General features: G+C 57.5%; 19 protein-coding genes. 10 read left to right on the plus strand and 9 right to left on the minus strand.

Annotation, left to right across the window (positions count from 1 at the left end):
* Positions 1 to 284 precede the first annotated feature (284 nt).
* A complete protein-coding gene (gene tyrS, locus H8B20_RS09405; protein WP_042561355.1) occupies positions 285 to 1484 on the minus strand; it encodes a tyrosine--tRNA ligase in 1200 nt (399 codons plus the stop codon).
* Between the two features lie 212 nt (positions 1485 to 1696).
* Here tyrS and H8B20_RS09410 point away from each other — a divergent pair, with 212 nt between their 5' ends.
* Both H8B20_RS09410 and H8B20_RS09415 read left to right on the plus strand, forming a co-directional pair.
* Positions 1697 to 3121, plus strand: a complete 1425-nt coding sequence (locus H8B20_RS09410; protein ID WP_210622976.1) for a peptidoglycan DD-metalloendopeptidase family protein — start codon at positions 1697 to 1699, stop codon at positions 3119 to 3121.
* 3 nt (positions 3122 to 3124) lie between these two features.
* Positions 3125 to 4216, plus strand: coding sequence for an anhydro-N-acetylmuramic acid kinase (locus H8B20_RS09415; RefSeq protein ID WP_210622978.1), 1092 nt, complete (start codon positions 3125 to 3127; stop codon positions 4214 to 4216).
* 76 nt (positions 4217 to 4292) lie between these two features.
* Here the strand turns inward: H8B20_RS09415 and erpA are convergent, their stop codons facing one another.
* Complete coding sequence (gene erpA, locus H8B20_RS09420; RefSeq protein WP_042561358.1) at positions 4293 to 4643, minus strand: iron-sulfur cluster insertion protein ErpA; 351 nt, start codon at positions 4641 to 4643, stop codon at positions 4293 to 4295.
* Positions 4644 to 4811: 168 nt separating this feature from the next.
* Positions 4812 to 5846: an N-acetyl-gamma-glutamyl-phosphate reductase gene (gene argC, locus H8B20_RS09425; RefSeq protein ID WP_210622980.1), complete on the minus strand. Its 1035-nt coding sequence runs from the start codon at positions 5844 to 5846 to the stop codon at positions 4812 to 4814.
* A gap of 135 nt (positions 5847 to 5981) precedes the next feature.
* Between argC and hemJ the strand changes: the two genes are divergently transcribed.
* The 6 genes from hemJ to coq7 all read left to right on the plus strand — a co-directional run bounded on the left by hemJ (position 5982) and on the right by coq7 (position 10550).
* Positions 5982 to 6410, plus strand: coding sequence for a protoporphyrinogen oxidase HemJ (gene hemJ / locus H8B20_RS09430; protein WP_042561360.1), 429 nt, complete (start codon positions 5982 to 5984; stop codon positions 6408 to 6410).
* A gap of 33 nt (positions 6411 to 6443) precedes the next feature.
* A complete protein-coding gene (locus H8B20_RS09435) occupies positions 6444 to 7412 on the plus strand; it encodes an NAD(P)H-dependent flavin oxidoreductase (RefSeq protein ID WP_210622982.1) in 969 nt (322 codons plus the stop codon).
* Positions 7413 to 7491: 79 nt separating this feature from the next.
* Positions 7492 to 8442: a DUF805 domain-containing protein gene (locus H8B20_RS09440; RefSeq protein ID WP_210622984.1), complete on the plus strand. Its 951-nt coding sequence runs from the start codon at positions 7492 to 7494 to the stop codon at positions 8440 to 8442.
* A 61-nt stretch (positions 8443 to 8503) separates the two neighbouring features.
* Positions 8504 to 9292 carry an SDR family NAD(P)-dependent oxidoreductase gene (locus H8B20_RS09445; RefSeq protein ID WP_042561362.1) on the plus strand — a complete coding sequence of 263 codons (789 nt, stop codon included), beginning with the start codon at positions 8504 to 8506 and terminating at the stop codon, positions 9290 to 9292.
* A gap of 80 nt (positions 9293 to 9372) precedes the next feature.
* A complete protein-coding gene (locus tag H8B20_RS09450) occupies positions 9373 to 9711 on the plus strand; it encodes a histidine triad nucleotide-binding protein (protein WP_003228789.1) in 339 nt (112 codons plus the stop codon).
* Between the two features lie 191 nt (positions 9712 to 9902).
* Complete coding sequence (gene coq7, locus H8B20_RS09455) at positions 9903 to 10550, plus strand: 2-polyprenyl-3-methyl-6-methoxy-1,4-benzoquinone monooxygenase (protein WP_042561363.1); 648 nt, start codon at positions 9903 to 9905, stop codon at positions 10548 to 10550.
* Positions 10551 to 10661: 111 nt separating this feature from the next.
* Here the strand turns inward: coq7 and speD are convergent, their stop codons facing one another.
* A complete protein-coding gene (gene speD / locus H8B20_RS09460; protein ID WP_042561364.1) occupies positions 10662 to 11456 on the minus strand; it encodes an adenosylmethionine decarboxylase in 795 nt (264 codons plus the stop codon).
* Positions 11457 to 11693: 237 nt separating this feature from the next.
* The gene (locus H8B20_RS09465) at positions 11694 to 12116 is read right to left on the minus strand and encodes an OsmC family protein (protein WP_003228794.1); all 423 of its coding nucleotides are present in this window, start codon (positions 12114 to 12116) and stop codon (positions 11694 to 11696) included.
* Between the two features lie 236 nt (positions 12117 to 12352).
* On the opposite strand from H8B20_RS09465, the gene crp reads away from it, so the two are divergent.
* Positions 12353 to 12997, plus strand: a complete 645-nt coding sequence (crp, locus tag H8B20_RS09470) for a cAMP-activated global transcriptional regulator CRP (RefSeq protein ID WP_007966430.1) — start codon at positions 12353 to 12355, stop codon at positions 12995 to 12997.
* Between the two features lie 9 nt (positions 12998 to 13006).
* Here the strand turns inward: crp and H8B20_RS09475 are convergent, their stop codons facing one another.
* The 4 genes from H8B20_RS09475 to H8B20_RS09490 all read right to left on the minus strand — a co-directional run bounded on the left by H8B20_RS09475 (position 13007) and on the right by H8B20_RS09490 (position 16328).
* Positions 13007 to 13708, minus strand: coding sequence for a lipoate--protein ligase family protein (locus H8B20_RS09475; protein ID WP_210622985.1), 702 nt, complete (start codon positions 13706 to 13708; stop codon positions 13007 to 13009).
* Between the two features lie 134 nt (positions 13709 to 13842).
* Positions 13843 to 14679, minus strand: coding sequence for an indole-3-glycerol phosphate synthase TrpC (gene trpC, locus H8B20_RS09480; RefSeq protein WP_042561366.1), 837 nt, complete (start codon positions 14677 to 14679; stop codon positions 13843 to 13845).
* Positions 14676 to 15725, minus strand: coding sequence for an anthranilate phosphoribosyltransferase (gene trpD, locus H8B20_RS09485; protein WP_200616513.1), 1050 nt, complete (start codon positions 15723 to 15725; stop codon positions 14676 to 14678). Before trpD ends, trpC begins: the two co-directional genes overlap by 4 nt.
* Before the next feature lie 9 nt (positions 15726 to 15734).
* Complete coding sequence (locus H8B20_RS09490; RefSeq protein WP_210622987.1) at positions 15735 to 16328, minus strand: aminodeoxychorismate/anthranilate synthase component II; 594 nt, start codon at positions 16326 to 16328, stop codon at positions 15735 to 15737.
* A gap of 406 nt (positions 16329 to 16734) precedes the next feature.
* Here H8B20_RS09490 and estP point away from each other — a divergent pair, with 406 nt between their 5' ends.
* Complete coding sequence (gene estP, locus H8B20_RS09495) at positions 16735 to 18645, plus strand: esterase EstP (RefSeq protein WP_210622988.1); 1911 nt, start codon at positions 16735 to 16737, stop codon at positions 18643 to 18645.
* Positions 18646 to 18703: the final 58 nt, after the last annotated feature.

An 18703-nucleotide genomic window follows, 5' to 3' on the forward strand; every position in this document is an offset into this window, starting at 1 on the left:
ACCACTTGCGCTTCCGATCTCTCGTTAGCGGGAGGCGAATTCTACAGCGTTACTCGCTGTTGTCAACACCTCTTTTTCTCCGCTTTCGACCGAGAAGATCGAACCGTCAAAAGAGCCAAACATCACCACTCTTTCAACTCCTTCCAGACTTCGATGAACTGAAGCGACCCGCTCTCGAAACCTACTTAACTCATTGAATTTCAAGGAGTTTTCCGTTTCGACTGCGCCGGAAGTGGGGCGAATTATAGACGTCTGGAATCTGCCGTCAACCGCTAATTTCGATTTTATTCAGATTTCAGCGTGATACGCGCAAAAGCCTTCTTGCCAGCCTGGCAAACGTGAGTCGCACCCACTGCATATATAAAGGAGCGATCAACGACCTCACCATCTATACGCACACCGCCGGACGCCAGAAGATCACGCGCCGCTGCCGAGTTCTTCACCAGACCTGCCTTATTAAGGACGGCGGCAATCGGCATATCTTCAGCAGAAGCCAGCTCGATCTCCGGCAGATCATCCGGGAGCTCGCCATCCTTCATACGATTACCCGCCGCGCGGTGAGCGTTCGCTGCAGCCTCTTCGCCATGGAAGCGCGCAACGATCTCTTCAGCCAGCTTGATTTTCACATCACGCGGATTGGCGCCTGCTTCTACATCAGCACGCAACGCATTGATCTCGTCCATCGAGCGGAAGCTGAGCAATTCGAAGTAACGCCACATCAGCGCATCCGGAATCGATACGAGCTTGCTGTACATGACGCCCGGCGCTTCTTGAATACCGACGTAATTGCCCAACGACTTGGACATCTTCTTCACGCCATCGAGACCTTCAAGCAGAGGCATCGTCAGAATGCACTGAGCTTCCTGACCATAACCACGCTGCAACTCACGTCCCATCAGCAAGTTGAACTTCTGATCGGTACCGCCCAACTCGACGTCCGCACGCAGAGCGACGGAGTCATATCCCTGAACCAGCGGATAGAGAAACTCGTGAATAGCGATTGGCTGGTTGGTGGTGTAACGCTTGTCGAAGTCATCGCGCTCAAGCATGCGCGCGACGGTGTACTGCGAAGTCAGGCGTATGAAATCCGCCGGCCCCATCTGATCCATCCAGGTGGAGTTGAAAGCAACTTCGGTTTTCGCCGGATCGAGAATCTTGAACACCTGAGTTTTATACGTCTCGGCGTTTTCCAGGACCTGCTCACGAGTCAACGGCGGACGAGTGGCGCTCTTGCCGCTCGGATCACCGATCATCCCGGTGAAGTCCCCTATAAGGAAGATCACCTGATGCCCCAGCTCCTGGAACTGACGCAGCTTATTAATAAGCACGGTATGACCCAAGTGCAGATCCGGAGCGGTTGGATCAAAACCAGCCTTGATACGCAGCGGTTGGCCGCGCTTGAGCTTCTCGATCAGCTCGGACTCGACCAACAGTTCTTCCGCACCACGTTTAATCAGCGCTAGCTGCTCTTCAACCGACTTCATAACAGACCCGCAAGGCTCAGATTCAAAGGGAACCAACCATACAAGATCGCGCACCAATTACAAGTTTTGCCCGGCGCACGGACACCAATCCACAGACGCGATGTCTGTAGACTTGCTTCAGAGATGATTTGGTTATATTTTATACAGTTATTTCATCTTCATCATGTCATTCATCTTTTCCAATTCATCACTTTTCAAAGTCAAAATTACCTATGACCACCGAACCGTCTAAAGCGCCACCGCTTTACCCGAAGACCCACCTGCTCGCTGCAAGTGGAATCGCCGCCCTTCTCAGCCTGGCGCTCCTGGTATTTCCTTCCAGTGATGTAGAAGCCAAAAAGACAACCCTGAGCCTTGAACTGGAAAGTCCCGCTGAACAACTGACACAAGATCAAGACGCTGCAGACGCCGCTCAAGCCACAAATGAGCCTGTAGCCTCACCGTTCGCCCAAATCGAAAACAGTGAAGAAAACACTCCGCAAACCGCTGAAGCCGCGCCCGCCCCGGCTCCGATCGCTGAAAAACCTAAAGCCCCTGGGCATCGAGAAGTAGTTGTTGCAAAAGGCGATACGCTATCGACCCTGTTCGAAAAGGTCGGTTTGCCTGCAACCGCCGTGCATGAAGTTCTGACCAGCGACAAACAAGCCAAACAGTTCAGCCAGCTCAAGCGCGGCCAGAAACTCGAGTTCGAACTCACCCCTGAAGGTCAACTGACAAGCCTGCATAGCAAAGTCAGCGACGTTGAAACCATCACCCTGACAAAGAATGACAAGGGCTTCGCCTTCAACCGGGTTACTACAAAACCTATCGTTCGCACCGCCTACGCTCACGGTGTAATCAACAGTTCGCTATCGCAATCCGCCGCTCGCGCCGGGCTTTCCCATAGCATGACCATGGATATGGCCAGTGTCTTCGGCTACGACGTCGACTTTGCTCAGGACATTCGCCAGGGCGATGAATTCGATGTGATCTACGAACAGAAAGTGGTTAACGGCAAGGCTGTCGGCACCGGCCCCATCCTGTCAGCGCGCTTCACTAACCGCGGCAAGACCTACACCGCTGTGCGCTACACCAACAAACAGGGTAATAGCAGCTACTACACCGCCGATGGCAACAGCATGCGCAAAGCGTTCATCCGCACTCCGGTGGACTTCGCCCGCATCAGCTCCAAGTTCTCCATGGGCCGCAAGCACCCGATCCTGAACAAGATCCGCGCCCACAAAGGCGTCGACTACGCAGCTCCACGCGGCACGCCGATCAAGGCTGCCGGTGACGGTAAAGTGCTGCTGGCCGGCCGCCGCGGAGGCTACGGCAACACTGTTATCATTCAACACGGCAATACTTACCGTACGCTTTACGGCCACATGCAAGGCTTCGCCAAAGGTGTGAAGACCGGCGGCAGTGTCAAACAGGGCCAAGTGATCGGTTACATCGGCACGACTGGCCTGTCGACCGGCCCGCACTTGCACTATGAGTTCCAGGTCAATGGCGTTCACGTCGACCCACTGGGCCAGAAGCTGCCAATGGCCGATCCAATCGCCAAAGCCGAACGCGCCCGCTTTCTGGCGCAGAGCAAACCACTGATGGCGCGTATGGACCAAGAGAAGGCCACCATGCTGGCTTCGAGCAAGCGATAAGCCATGGCTCTCTATATCGGTGTGATGTCCGGAACCAGTCTCGACGGGCTGGACATCGCCCTGATCGAGCAAACCTCGGCGATCAAACTGATCGCCACGCACTACATTCCCATGCCTGAATCCCTGCGCGCCGAGCTGCTTGGCTTGTGCGCAAGCGGCCCCGACGAGATCGCTCGATCGGCGATTGCCCAGCAAGAGTGGGTAAGGCTCGCGGCACAGGGCATCGATGCCCTCCTCAGCCAGCAACAGCTCAAACCTGAAGCTATCCGTGCGATCGGCAGCCATGGCCAGACTATTCGCCACGAGCCAGCGCGCGGTTTTACCGTACAGATTGGTAACCCTGCCCTGCTGACAGAGCTGACGGGTATCACGGTGGTCAGTGACTTCCGCAGCCGCGATGTCGCTGCCGGCGGTCAAGGTGCGCCTCTGGTACCCGCCTTCCATGAAGCTTTGTTCGAAGAGCGTAGCGTTAATCAGGCGGTCTTGAATGTCGGCGGTTTCAGCAATCTGAGTCTGATTGAGCCGACCAAGCCTGTAGCCGGTTTCGACTGCGGGCCTGGGAATGTGCTGATGGACGCCTGGATTCAGCAGCGGCGTGGTGAGAATTATGACCGTAACGGCGATTGGGCTGCCTCCGGTACCGCTGAACCAGCGCTGCTGAAAGCATTGCTCAGCGATCCGTTCTTCGTGACCAAAGGCCCGAAAAGCACTGGCCGGGAAGTGTTCAACCTGCCTTGGCTGGAACGACACCTTGCAAGCCTGCAGGCGTACCCAGCTGAAAACGTACAGGCAACGTTACTCGAACTGACTGCGCTGACCATTATTGAGTCGCTGAAAAGCGCTCAGTCGGATACCCGCGAACTGTTGGTCTGCGGTGGTGGCGCACACAACGCGACACTGATGAATCGTCTTGCCGAGTTGCTGCCAAACACGAAAGTCGCCAGCACTGCCATTCACGGCGTAGATCCTGACTGGGTAGAAGCCATGGCTTTCGCCTGGCTGGCTCATTGCTGCCTCGAAGGCATCGCCACCAACCGCCCGAGCGTCACAGGCGCCAAAGGCCTGCGTGTACTCGGCGCCATCTACCCCAACTGAGTAGATCGCCAACCAATAAAAAACGCCGCAGAACCGTAAGGCTCTGCGGCGTTTTATTGTCTGCAGCGAAGTGCGATCAGATCGAAAACGACGAGCCGCAACCACACGTCGTGGAAGCATTCGGGTTCTTGATCACGAAGCGCGAACCTTCCAGACCTTCCTGGTAGTCCACCTCCGCACCGGCCAGGTACTGGAAACTCATCGGATCAACCACCAGACTTACGCCTTCGCGCTCGACAATGGTGTCGTCCTCGGCAACATCTTCATCGAAGGTGAAACCGTATTGAAACCCTGAACAACCGCCGCCCGTAACAAATACGCGCAGCTTCAAGCGATCATTCCCCTCTTCATCGACCAGGCTCTTCACCTTGTGCGCAGCACCTTGGGTGAATTGCAAAGCCGTGGGGGTGAAGGATTCGACGCTCATGCTGACTATCTCCCGGCGTTACGCCGCCATAATGCGTGATGACGCGCATTATCCGCTTGTCCGAGAAAATCGGTCAACTATTGTTACGGTATATCAATAAACCCGACGAGCTGTTCAGAATGCAAAAAGGCCCGTTCAACGGGCCTTTTTGCTGTGCGAGTTAAAGTGTTACGGCAGCATACCGGCGTGAGAAAGACCGAAACGCTCATCCAGCCCGAACAGGATGTTCATGTTCTGCACCGCCTGCCCCGAGGCGCCTTTGACCAGATTGTCGATCACCGACAACACCACCACCAGATCGCCATCCTGTGGACGGTGAACTGCGATGCGACAGACGTTCGCGCCACGCACGCTGCGGGTTTCCGGATGACTGCCAGCCGGCATGACATCAACGAACGGCTCGTTGGCGTAACGCTTTTCAAACAGTGCCTGAAGATCAACCGAGCGATCGACTACCGTCGCGTACAGCGTGGAGTGAATACCACGGATCATCGGAGTCAGGTGCGGCACGAATGTCAGACCAACATCCTTGCCCGATGCACGACGCAGACCCTGGCGAATTTCCGGCAGATGACGGTGACCTTTCACCGCATAAGCCTTCATGCTTTCCGACGTCTCGGAGTACAAAGAACCTACAGCCGCGCCGCGACCGGCACCGCTGACACCGGATTTGCAGTCGGCAATCAGACGCGAGGTGTCGGCCAGACCGGCTTCAAGCAGCGGCAGAAAACCTAATTGCGTAGCGGTCGGATAGCACCCCGGCACGGCGATCAAACGGGCTTTCCTGATTTGCTCACGATTGACTTCCGGCAGACCGTAGACCGCCTCATCCAGCAACTCTGGTGCACCGTGCGGCTGGCCGTACCACTTGGCCCACTCCTCAGCGTCTTGCAGACGGAAGTCTGCCGACAGATCAATGACCTTCGTGCCTGCCGCCAGCAGCTCACCCGCCAGAGCGTGAGCGACACCGTGCGGCGTGGCGAAGAACACCACGTCGCAAGCGCCGAGGGTTTTGATGTCCGGCACGCTGAACGCCAAGCCGTCGTAATGACCGCGCAGGTTCGGGTACATATCAGCCACGGCCAGACCGGCCTCGGATCGGGAAGTGATGACTGCCACTTCTGCCTGCGGATGCTGTGCCAACAGACGCAGCAGTTCGACACCGGTGTAACCCGTGCCGCCGACGATACCGACCTTGACCATAAACCTGCCCTCTACGAACCCACTGGAAAGCCGTCGATAATAGGGGCCGCGCGCGCCTGCGACAACCGTCAAGGTGACGTGCGGACGCTCAAGCCTCTACTATCCAGACTACCGTGAACCTGGGAATAACTAAAAATGCTCTATCTGTGGATCAAAGCGTTTCATATCGTCAGTCTTGTGTGCTGGTTTGCCGGGCTGTTCTACCTGCCACGACTGTTCGTTTATCACGCACAGAGTGAAGATACGATCAGCAAAGAACGCTTCAGCGTCATGGAGCGCAAGCTCTATCGCGGCATCATGGGCCCGGCGATGATCGCCACGCTGATCTTCGGTGGCTGGCTGATCTACCTCAACCCGAGCATTTTCAGCATGGGCGGCTGGATTCACGCCAAGCTGACCCTTGTCGTCTTGCTGATCGGCTACCACCACATGTGCGGCGCGCAGGTAAAACGTTTTGCCCGTGGCGAGAACACCCGCAGCCATGTCTTTTATCGCTGGTTCAATGAAGTGCCGGTTCTGATGTTGATTGCTATCGTAATTCTGGTGGTGGTCAAGCCGTTCTAACTTCAACCGGTACAAATCTTTGGGGTGTTCATAATGTCGCTGCCCGCTCTGCTCGAACAACGTCTGCGCCTGCCTGTGGTGGCGGCGCCGATGTTTCTGATTTCCAATCCGGAACTGGTGTTGGCCTGCTGTCGTAATGGCGTGGTCGGCAGCTTCCCGGCGCTGAACCAACGCGAAAGCAGCGGATTCAAAGCCTGGCTGGAACAGATCGAGGCGGGACTGGCGACGCTGGACAATCCGGCCCCGTATGCGGTGAACCTGATCGTTCACAACAGCAATCCGCGCTTGCAAGCGGATCTGGATATTTGCGTCGAACATAAAGTGCCCATCGTTATCACCAGCCTTGGCGCGGTGAAGGAGTTGGTCGACGCGGTGCACAGTTATGGAGGCCTGGTTTTCCATGATGTCACCACTCGCCGCCATGCCGAGAAAGCCGCCGAAGCCGGCGTCGACGGTTTGATCGCCGTCGCGGCCGGCGCCGGGGGTCATGCAGGTACGTGGAGCCCATTTGCGCTGATCGCCGAGATTCGTCAGTTCTTCGACAAGACCTTGCTGCTTGCGGGATGTTTGAACCATGGCCACGAGATTCTGGCCGCTCAATTACTTGGTGCGGATTTGGCCTACTTCGGTACGCGATTTATCGGCACCACCGAAAGTCATGCGCCTGACGCTTACAAAGAGATGCTGCTGACAGCCAAAGCAGCCGACATCATTCATACTCCAGCGGTGTCGGGGGTGCCGGCCAGCTTCATGCGCCAAAGCCTTGAGGCCGCGGGTTTCGACCCGGCGACGCTGCAAGGCAAAGGCGAAGTCAATTTCGGCGAAAAGCTCAAGCCGATCAGCGATGAAGCCAAAGCCTGGAAGACTGTCTGGTCTGCCGGTCAGGGTGTCGGGCAGATTGATGATCTGCCCAGCGTGGATCAGTTGATCGCCCGCCTCGACACTGAATACCGGCAGGCTCAGGAACGTGCCGCGCAGTTACCGCAACGCTGGCCGCGCTAAGAAAAAATCAGGCCAGTCGCTGGCGGACTGGCTCTACACTGACGACCTTTCAATCTATCGCGACAAGGATGCCTCGGCCATGAGCGACCCCCGTTACAAGATCGTTTTCGACGGAGCTCTACAGCCCGGTGTCGATATCACCACAGCCAAGCTGAATCTCGCAGATCTGTTCAAAAGCGAAGTGGCCAGCATTGAGCGGCTGTTCAATGGCAGCACCGTGGCACTCAAGCGCGATCTGTCTCACAGCGATGCGCAGACCTACCTGCAAGCATTGAACAAAACCGGGATCGACGCCCGGATCGAAGCCGAAACAGCCTTCGAGTTGAACCTCTCGGACGTACGCGAGCAATCCGCTGCCGTGGCAGAACCCTCCTCGCCTTATGCGCCACCGCGGGCCAGCGTAGGTGAAACCTTCGCAGCGTTTGCACCGCTCAAACCGCTTGGTGTGGAAGGCCGGATCGGCCGATTGCGCTTTCTGGCCTGGACGATGGTCGTGACGTTGGTAAGCCTGCCGATCATCAGCATTTTTGCGCTGATTGCCGTGGGGCTGGTCAGCGCCGAATCCACCAGCGGACTGATCATCGGCGGCATCGTCGCGCTCTTTCTGGGTTTGGCGCTCATCGTCATCAGCATTTTCTTCACCGTGCAACGCCTGCACGATATCGGCTGGTCCGGCTGGCTGTGGTTGCTGACCCTGGTCCCATTCGTGGGCAGCATTTTCCCTTTTGTAATCATGGTCGTGCCGGGCAATACCGGTGCCAACCGATACGGGCCACCACCTCCGCCCAACAACACAGCAGTCAAAGTTTTGAGTGCACTGTGGATCGTCTTTATCGGGTTGTTTTTCATGGGCGGGATACTCGGCGGAATTTCGGCCATCCAGCAGGAATACGAAACAAGCCTCGAAAGCAGCTACGACAGCGGCTCGGTGACCACCGATGAAGTCGAAGTCGAGGACGAGCCCGCAGCGAATTCCACCGACGATGCAGCCGAAGCGGCGCAGGCCCCTGTAGACTCTGCGCAAGAATGAACAGCGCTCCCCGCCGTGACACCCGCGTCGCTGGCGCGGAGCTGTTGCGAGGGAGAATTGCATGACCCGTTACGCTCTGATCACTGGCGCCTCCAGCGGCATCGGTCTGGCCATGGCCGAAGCGCTGGCCCGGCGCGGCCGCAGCCTGATTCTGGTCGCACGACAGCGTGATCAGCTGGAAAGTATTGCTATCGAACTGACCCAGCGCTTCGGCGTCGAGGTCCTGTTCCGAGCCTGCGATCTGGGCGAACCGCTGCGCCTCTCCGGTTTCCTGCTGGAGCTGGAAGAAGGTGACCGGCAAATCGACCTGCTGGTGAACTGCGCCGGCATCGGTACTTGCGGCCCTTTCCTGGCTCAGGACTGGATGACCGAGCAGGACCTGATAGAAGTAAACATCCTCGCCCTTACCCGCCTGTGCCATGCGATTGGCAACAGCATGGCGCTGCAGGGTGGCGGGCAGATTCTCAACGTTGCCTCCGTGGCGGCGTTCAATCCTGGCCCGTGGATGAGCACCTATTACGCCAGCAAGGCGTATGTGCTGCACTTCTCCGAAGCATTGCGGGTTGAGCTCAAACAAAGCGCGGTCAAGGTTTCGGTGCTCTGCCCAGGCCCGACCCGCACGGCTTTTTTCCGCACCGCGCAGTTGAACAGTGACAAACTCAAAGACAGCAAAATGCTGATGAGCCCTGAAGAAGTCGCGCTCTACACCGTTCGCGCGCTGGAGAAAAATCGCGCGATCATCATTCCGGGACGGCGCAATCGCTGGTTCGCATTTTTACCGCGACTGGGTTCGCGCTGGCTGAACCGCACCATCGTCGGCATGGTCAACAAGGCCTACTGCCCGCGCTGATCTGTCCTACGGCAAAACACTGGGCGGGTTCAGTCCCCATGAGTACACTCAGACCAGCCCAAACAACGGAGAAAACAGCAGTGGATACTCTGTTCACCAAGATCATCAACCGGGAAATCCCGGCCAAGATCATCTACGAGGACGACCAGGTTCTGGCCTTCCACGACATCGCCCCTCAGGCACCGGTGCATTTTCTGGTGATCCCGAAAAAACCGGTGCGCACCCTCAATGACCTGACCGAGGACGACAAGGCACTGGCCGGGCATATCCTGTTTACTGCGCAACGTCTGGCACTGGAGCTGGGCTGTGAAGAGGGCTTCCGGGTCGTCATGAACTGCAATGAAAAGGGTGGGCAGACCGTCTACCATATTCATATGCACGTACTCGGACAACGCCAGATGAACTGGCCTCCGGGCTGATGTAACGCAAAAACTGTGGGAGCGATCTTGCTCGCGAAGGCGGAGTGTCAGGCGCTGATGCTTTGAATGTGCCGACCTTCGCGAGCAGGCTTGCTCCCACAAAAGCATGACCGCATGGCTAATGACCCAGCGCAAACCTTCTCCGGCCGATTCGGTTAAACTGGCCGCCGAGATTCTTCCCGGAGGTCAGCATGACTACCCAACGTCACTACTCGCCGATTGACCGTCTTCTGCTGCAGGCCGATGCCGCGATGCGTACCCTGCTGCCCTTCAGTGGCCAGCCGTACCGTCCGTCACCGGCGATTTTGCAGCCGGAAACCCAGATGAGCGACGAAAACACCCGCCATGTCGCCGGGCTGATGCGCATCAACCATACCGGCGAAGTCTGTGCCCAGGCGCTGTATCAGGGACAGGCGCTGACCGCCAAGCTGCCACAGGTGCGCAAGGCCATGGAGCACGCAGCCGAAGAGGAAATCGATCATCTAGTCTGGTGCGAACAACGCATTCACCAGTTGGGCAGTCATACCAGCGTGCTCAATCCGCTGTTCTATGGCATGTCGTTCGGGATTGGCGCTGTGGCCGGTCTGATCAGCGACAAGGTCAGCCTCGGGTTTGTTGCGGCGACCGAGCATCAGGTATGCAAGCACTTGAACGAGCACCTGGAGCAACTGCCAGTCGAGGACGAGAAGTCTCGGGCGATTCTCGAGCAGATGCGCATTGATGAAGAGCATCATGCCGAGAGTGCGCTGGATGCGGGTGGTTTCCGGTTTCCGGCACCAGTGAAGTTCGGGATGAGTCTGTTGGCCAAGGTGATGACCAAGAGTACTTATCGGATCTGAAGTTTGAATCGTCAGACAGGGACTTGTCGTTGGCAAGCCAGCTGCCACAAAGATCCTGTGATGGAATGAAAAAGGCGACCGAAAGGTCGCCTTTTTTTGTGCCTGAAACTCTTACGCTGGCATGTTGCGCGCGTAAAAGATTTCCAGCATCTCGTGTTTCACACGATCAGTCACTTGGGCACGTTGCTCAGACGACAGGCTGCTGGTGGCGTCGCCGAACAGGTAGTTGTCCAGTTCGAAGTTCTTCAGCAGCATTTTGGTGTGGAACAGGTTTTCCTGATACACGTTCACGTCGGTCATCTGGTACGCGTCGCGGGTGTCTTCGGAAAGGTAGTTCTGGATCGAGTTGATCTCGTGGTCGATGAAGTGCTTGTTGCCTTCAACGTCACGGGTGAAGCCGCGCACACGGTAATCCACGGTCACGATGTCCGAATCGAACTGGTGAATGAGGAAATTGAGCGCTTTAAGCGGTGAAATGACACCACAGGTCGACACATCAATGTCTACACGGAAAGTCGCAATACCGGCGTCCGGATGGATTTCCGGGTAGGTATGCACCGTGATGTGACTCTTGTCGAGGTGGGCCAGGATAATTTCGGGCAATGGACCTGGCGACTCTTCGATCTGGCTTTCAGTCGGGGTCACCGGCTCTTCCGAGATCAGAATCGTGACGCTGGCACCCTGAGGCTCATAGTTCTGACTCGCAATGTTCAGAATGTTGGCACCAATGATTTCTACAACTTCCGTGAGGATCTGCGTCAGACGTTCTGCGTTGTACTCTTGATTGATGTACTCGACGTACGCCTGCTGGTCTTGCGGGGTTTCCGCGTAGCAGATGTCATAGATGTTGAAGCTCAAGGTCTTTGTCAGGTTATTGAACCCGTGGAGCTTGAGTTTGCTTTTCACCGTTAAAAACTCTCTATGTATGCGGCACAGCCGCGTGATCAAGCATGCCCGTCAAATGCGAACAACGCACCTGCGTAGGACGGTTAACACCTCTTCGCGATGGCGATTTTGGTTATCTGTTCAGGCGGATGACCCGTCGGCTGACCGATCACTGCCCTGAAAAAAGTGGCGCATTATGCAGACGTCAGCGGGGGATCGCCAGAGTCTGCACTGCTTTTATGATAGTTGAATGTCGCTTCAACCCAGTTCGACGATTTCGTAATCGTGGGTGATCGCCACACCGGCCGCGCCAAGCATGATCGAAGCCGAGCAATACTTTTCGGCAGACAGTTCGATGGCGCGTTTGACCTGGGCTTCTTTCAGGCCACGGCCCTTGACCACGAAGTGCATGTGGATCTTGGTGAATACCTTCGGGTCTTCGGTCGCACGCTCGGCTTCGAGGAAGGCTTCACAGCTTTCAACGGCCTGACGGGACTTCTTCAGAATGCTGACCACGTCGAAGTTGCTGCAACCGCCGACACCCAGCAGGAGCATCTCCATCGGGCGAACACCCAGATTACGACCACCGGCGTCCGGCGGACCGTCCATGACCACGACATGACCGCTACCGGATTCGCCGAGGAACATGGCTTCGCCAGCCCATTGGATGCGTGCCTTCATCGCCCAGACTCCACTGTAAAAAAAGGGTCGCCAGCTTAGCACAGGGGATTGCCCTGACAGCGAGCAGCATTCCTAGGATGAATGCTCCAACCGTGTAGGTAATTTCTCGAATTTGCGACGAAGTGTCTGTTAAGCTGGCGCCAATTCGCTGGCGCCTATGCCAGCTGTGTAGCGACCGCCTTCAGCGCCTCCTAAAAAAATCAAACATCACCGTGCAGTCTTTTCGGGATACAACCATGGTTGCTATTACCCCCACACCCAAAATCAAGAACCTCGACAAGCTGCTGATGCATTGTCAGCGTCGTCGTCATGCCGCCAAGAGCAACATCATCTGCGCCGGCGACCGTTCGGATACGTTGTACTTCATCATCAAGGGTTCGGTGACGATCCTGATCGAAGACGACGATGGTCGCGAGATGATCATCGCTTACCTGAACGCCGGGGACTTCTTCGGTGAACTGGGCCTGTTCGAACAGGCTGGTCAGGAACAACAACGCAGCGCCTGGGTGCGGGCCAAGGTTGAATGCGAAATTGCGGAAATCAGTTACGTGAAATTCCGCGAGTTGTCGCAGCAAGATCCAGACATTCTTTACGTGCTCAGCGGACAAATCGCACAACGTTTGCGCAACACCACGCGCAAGGTCGGCGATCTGGCATTCTTTGACGTAACCGGTCGTGTCGCCCGTTGCCTGCTGGAACTGTGCAAACAGCCGGACGCGATGACCCATCCCGACGGCATGCAGATCAAGGTGACGCGTCAGGAAATCGGGCGGATTGTCGGCTGCTCGCGAGAGATGGTCGGTCGCGTGCTCAAGGATCTTGAGGAACGCAACCTGGTCGACGTGAAAGGCAAGACCATGGTGGTTTTCGGTACGCGGTAAGCTCGAAAATCAGGCGCTGTACATCTGCGCCAGCATCAATCGAAACAGCTCATCAAGAAGCGCCAATGCCTGTGGCGCGTTGAATTTTTCATGCAGGGCAATGTGGCTTTGCGCACGCACCCGCTGCTCGAGGCCACAAGCTTCGTTGAAGCGATTGACCGCCGCCACCATCGATTCGCGCTCGTTATCCATCAACATCGCACCGTGCACCAAGCCCACAGGACGCTGCCCTCCCTGACTCTGACGCCAGCGCTGGGCCGTGCCGACCATTTTGCGGCCGTCGAGATTGACGTTGAAGCGACCGTCGCAGAACGCACCGTCAATTTCGCCCAGCGACGACGTACCGCCCAACTCATCCAGCAACTGACAAATCGGATCACAAAGACGCCGGTAGCCCGTTTCGATGCGATTCAGATCACCTTCGCTGCGCGGTGGTGCGTAGACCAGCGCGATGTTAATCGTCGAGGCTGATTGCGGGACAGGTTCACCCCCCGTCTCGCGAAGGAGTACTGGCCAGCCGGCTGCGGCGGAGACTTCGCAGGCGTGATCGAAACCGGGTAGACGATTGAGGCGGCGAGGCATGACCAGGGCGCGGTCATTGGGCTGCCAGAATAGAAGGCCGAACTCTGAATCGCCGGCGCAGACTGAGGCGAGCAGGTCTTGTTCGGCCTGGAGGCCCGCTTCGATGGTCAGAGGGATTGGCAGCGACATGGAGGGCTCCGGCAGATTTGAATCTTCAGGGGTTTCAAGCGCCTCTTCGCGAGCAGGCTCGCTCCCACAGTGGATTGCATTTCAATGTGGCAGCGAGCCTGCTCGCGAAAGGGTCGGCTCGGTCTGAAAGGTTATCAGTCGAGCGTCGAACCGCTGATCGAACCACCTCGTTCCGGAAAAAACAGGCGCTGCAGTTCAGTGCCTGGACTTTCCGCACGCATAAATGCCTCGCCGACCAGGAACGCATAAACGTCGCTGATTTCCATCAGCTCGACATCGGCACGATTGAGGATGCCGCTCTCGGTGATCACCAGACGATCGCGCGGAATACGCGGCAACAAATCGAGGGTGGTTTCCAGGCTGACGTCGAAGGTATGCAGGTTGCGGTTGTTGACGCCGACCAGTGGCGTGTCGAGTGTTTTCAACGCGCGCTCCAGTTCATCACCGTCGTGCACTTCCACCAGCACGTCGAGACCGACGCCTTTGGCCACCGCCGCCAGCTCGGCCATTTTCACATCGTCCAGCGCGGAGACGATCAGCAGCACACAGTCGGCACCCAGTGCACGGGCTTCGACGATCTGGTACGGATCGATCATGAAGTCCTTGCGGATCACCGGCAGCTTGCAGGCGGCGCGAGCCTGTTGCAGATAGGCGTCGGCGCCCTGAAAGTAATCGATGTCGGTCAGCACCGACAGACAGGTCGCCCCGCCCTTCTCGTAGCTTTTGGCGATGTCGGCGGGAACGAAATCTTCGCGAATCACGCCTTTGCTCGGCGAAGCCTTCTTGATTTCGGCAATCACAGCCGGTTGTTTCTGCTTCGCCTGCGCCAGCAATGCCTGGGCAAAACCGCGTGGTGCATCGGCCGCCTTGGCCAGACTTTCCAGCTCGCTCAGGCTCACGCGGGCGCTACGCTCGGCGACTTCCTGAACTTTGCGGGCCAGAATGTTTTCCAGAACCGTCGGTACACTCATCCTTCATTCTCCACTCTGAATACCGCGGTAAAGGCACCCAACTCCTCGAGTTTCTCCCGAGCGAGGCCGGTATGCAGGGCGTCGTGCGCAAGCTCCACGCCCTGTTTCAAACTGCTGGCAACGTCAGCGGCGTAAAGCGCTGCACCGGCGTTGAGCACAATCATTTCAGCGGCTTTCTGGCCGTTTTCGGTTTTGCGCTTGCCCAGTGCATCGCGGATCAGCGCCAGCGACGCTTCCGGGCCGTCGACCGACAAGCCGTGCAGGCTCTGGCTCTTCATGCCCAGATCTTCCGGCTCGACCCAATATTCGGTGATTTCGTTGTTTTTCAGCTCGGCGACAAACGTCGGCGCGGCGAGACTGAACTCGTCCAGACCGTCCTTCGAATGCACCACCAGCACATGCTTGCTGCCCAGACGCTGCAAAACTTCAGCCAATGGTCGGCAGAGCGCCGGGTTGAACACACCCACTACCTGATGCTTCACGCCGGCCGGATTCGTAAGCGGGCCGAGCATGTTGAACAGCGTACGCAGGCCGAGATCGCGGCGTGGGCCGGCAGCGTACTTCATGGCTTTGTGATGGGTCTGGGCAAACATGAAACCGATTCCGACGTTGTCGATGCAACGGGCGACTTGAACCGGCGTCAGGTTGAGATAGATACCGGCTGCTTCGAGCAAATCGGCGCTGCCGCTCTTGCCCGATACCGCGCGATTGCCGTGCTTGGCTACGGTGCAACCGGCAGCGGCAACCACAAAGGAAGAAGCGGTGGATACGTTGAAAATATTGGCGCCGTCACCACCGGTGCCAACCACGTCGACCACGCCGTCGAGGGTCTTCAGTTCGACTTGATCGGCCAGCTCACGCATGACCGAGACGGCGCCGACGATTTCGTCGATGCTTTCGCTCTTCATGCGCATGGCCATCATGAACGCGCCGATCTGCGCGTCGCTGCATTGGCCAGTCATGATCTCGCGCATCACATCGCGCATTTCTTCGGTGCTGAGGTCTAGGTGCTCAACGATACGGCTCAGGGCTGTCTTGATATTCATGGGAAGTCCTTAGCGCGTGCCGCCGGTTTGTTTGAGGAAGTTGGCAAACAGTTCATGGCCCTGCTCAGTCAGGATCGACTCGGGGTGAAACTGTACGCCCTCAATGTTCAGGGTCTTGTGACGCAGGCCCATGATTTCGTCGACTGATCCGTCATCGTGTTGCGTCCACGCGGTCAGTTCCAGGCAATCGGGCAAAGTATCGTGCTTGACGATCAGGGAGTGGTAGCGGGTGACTGTCAACGGATGATTCAGACCGGCGAAAACGCCCTTGTCCTGGTGGAATACCGGACTAGTCTTACCGTGCATTACCTGACGCGCGCGCACCACGTCGCCGCCAAAGGCCTGGCCGATGGACTGGTGGCCGAGGCAGACGCCAAGAATCGGCAGTTTGCCAGCGAAGTGCTTGATAGCCTCGATGGAAATGCCGGCTTCGGTCGGCGTGCAAGGACCGGGAGACACCACGATGCGCTCGGGGTTAAGCGCTTCGATTTCGGCGATGGTCAATTCGTCGTTGCGCACGACTTTGACTTCGGCACCCAGCTCGCCGAGGTATTGCACAACGTTGTAAGTAAAGGAGTCGTAGTTGTCGATCATCAGCAACATGGCGTTTCGAACCTCTTGAATTCTGACTTGAAGACAGCCTTCAGATGACTTGCCCGCAGGGCGCTGCACGATGTCGGACGCACAGGGGCGTCGGCAAAGCGGCAATTCAAACGAGCAAGGAAGGCAAAGCGATACAGATCCGGCCGAGCCGGCAGAAAAGATTCAGGCGCGCCAACGCCAACGGGCGTGTGCCTTGATGACTTGATCCAGAAGTTTGCTGGTGATCAACACGGGGAAGGTCTCGTTCATACGTTCGGGCACAGTAACTTAGCTGGGCGGAGCGTGCAATATGGCCGGGCCTTTGGTGGATAAATCCAGGGGAGGAATCGCGACCGATGGCAAAAGGCCGGAAGTTTTTGGTACTGTCGTTTTGTTCACCTACAACAATAAATAAACGGACTTGCTCATGATCAGACAGACGTTGTTTGTACCGATGGCCAGCTGCTTGCTCGCATTAGCCTGCGCCCAAGCGAATGCCGCGCCCAATCCTTATTCGAATTTCATTGTTTTCGGCGACAGCCTCAATGATGCCGGCACGTTTAGCGACAGCGGCGGCCCGGACGGCGCCACTCAGCGCTTCACCAACCGTACCGGCCCGGTGTATCTGGATGGCAGCGGCGAATTGCGCTCGCTCAACGCGACGCAGATCCTCGGCGGCAAACTGGGGTTCTCGCCGGATCAGACAGCGTCCTCGTCATCGGCAGTACGCGCGAACGAAGGCCTGGCCGACGGTAACAACTGGGCGGTAGGCGGCTATCGTACCGACCAGATTCTTGATTCGATCACCACGCAATCCGCCACCGGCGAACGCACTCGCGCCGGTTACCTGCCGTCGAACGGCTTTCGCGCCGATCCGAATGCGCTGTATTACCTGTCGGGGGGCGGCAATGACTTCCTTCAGGGACGCGTGACCAGCCTGCCTCAGGCCAGCGCTGCGGCGGATCGTCTGGCGAGCAGTGCGCAAACCCTGCAACAAGCCGGCGCCCGTTACATCATGGTATGGCTGCTGCCGGACATCGGCTTCACACCGGCCTTCAATGGCTCTCCCCTGCAAGCGTTCACGTCCCAGCTCAGCAGTCAGTTCAACACCGAACTGGTGAGCCAGTTGCAGCGCATCAACGCTAACGTGATTCCGCTGAACATTCCGGTGCTGCTCAAAGAGTCGTTTGCCAACCCGGGCCAGTTCGGTCTGGCCACCGACCAGAATCTCAGCGCCACCTGCTTCAGCGGTAGCGGCTGCACCGAGAATGCCCGGTACGGGATCAACAGTGCGACGCCAGACCCGACCAAGCTCATCTACAACGATGCAGTTCACCCCACCGAAGCTGGCCAGCGCCTGATCGCCGATTACGCTTACTCGTTGCTGGCTGCACCGTGGGAAGCAACCCTGTTGCCAGAGATGGCGCATGGCACCCTGCGCTCGCATCAGGATGAACTGCGCAACCAGTGGCTGGCCGACTGGGAAAACTGGCAAGGCGTTGGCCAGTGGCGCGCGATTGTCGCTGGCGGCGGCCAACATCAGGACTTCGACAGCCAGGACAGCGGCGCCAGCGCCGACGGCAATGGCTACAACTTGAACATCGGTGGCAGCTACCGCCTCAACGAGGCCTGGCGCGTTGGCCTGGCGGCCGGGTTCTACAACCAGAAACTCGAAGCGGGCGAGCACGATTCCGACTACAAGGTGAACACCTACATGGGCACCGCTTTCGCCCAGTACCAGCAGAATCGCTGGTGGGGTGACGCGGCCGTGACCGCCGGCCACCTGGATTACGACAGCCTCAAGCGTAAATTCCAGTTGGGGACGAACGAGCGCGGCGAGAAAGGCGACACCGACGGTTATGTCCTGGCTTTCAGCGGACGCGTGGGTTACGACATCGCGCCAGAGGCGAGCAGCCCATGGCACCTGTCACCCTTCGTGAGTGCTGATTTCGCCAAGGTCGAGGTCGATGGCTATTCGGAGGACGGCGCTGACTCCACCGCGCTGACATTCGATGACCAGTCGCGCATCTCCCGACGTCTCGGTCTGGGGATTCAGGGCAAATATCAGATCACTTCGCAAACTCAGGTGTTCGGCGAGTTGGCTCACGAGCGTGAGTACAATGATGACGCTCAGGATGTGACGATGAATCTCAACAGCCTGCCGGGCAACCAGTACACCCTGGAAGGCTACACCCCGCAGACCAACCTCAATCGCTTGAACCTGGGCGTGAGCCACAACCTCACCAAAGACCTGGCGCTTCGTGCCAGCTACAACGTCCGCAAGGATGATGACTTTACCCAGCAAGGGATCCACGTCGGGGTGAGTCTGGACTTTTAAATCGCAGGCACAAAAAAGCGGCGCCCTCACAGGCGCCGCTTTTTTTATGGCTGAACAC

This window comes from Pseudomonas sp. P42 (genome assembly GCF_017973755.1).
GTDB classification, from domain to species: domain Bacteria; phylum Pseudomonadota; class Gammaproteobacteria; order Pseudomonadales; family Pseudomonadaceae; genus Aquipseudomonas; species Aquipseudomonas iridis.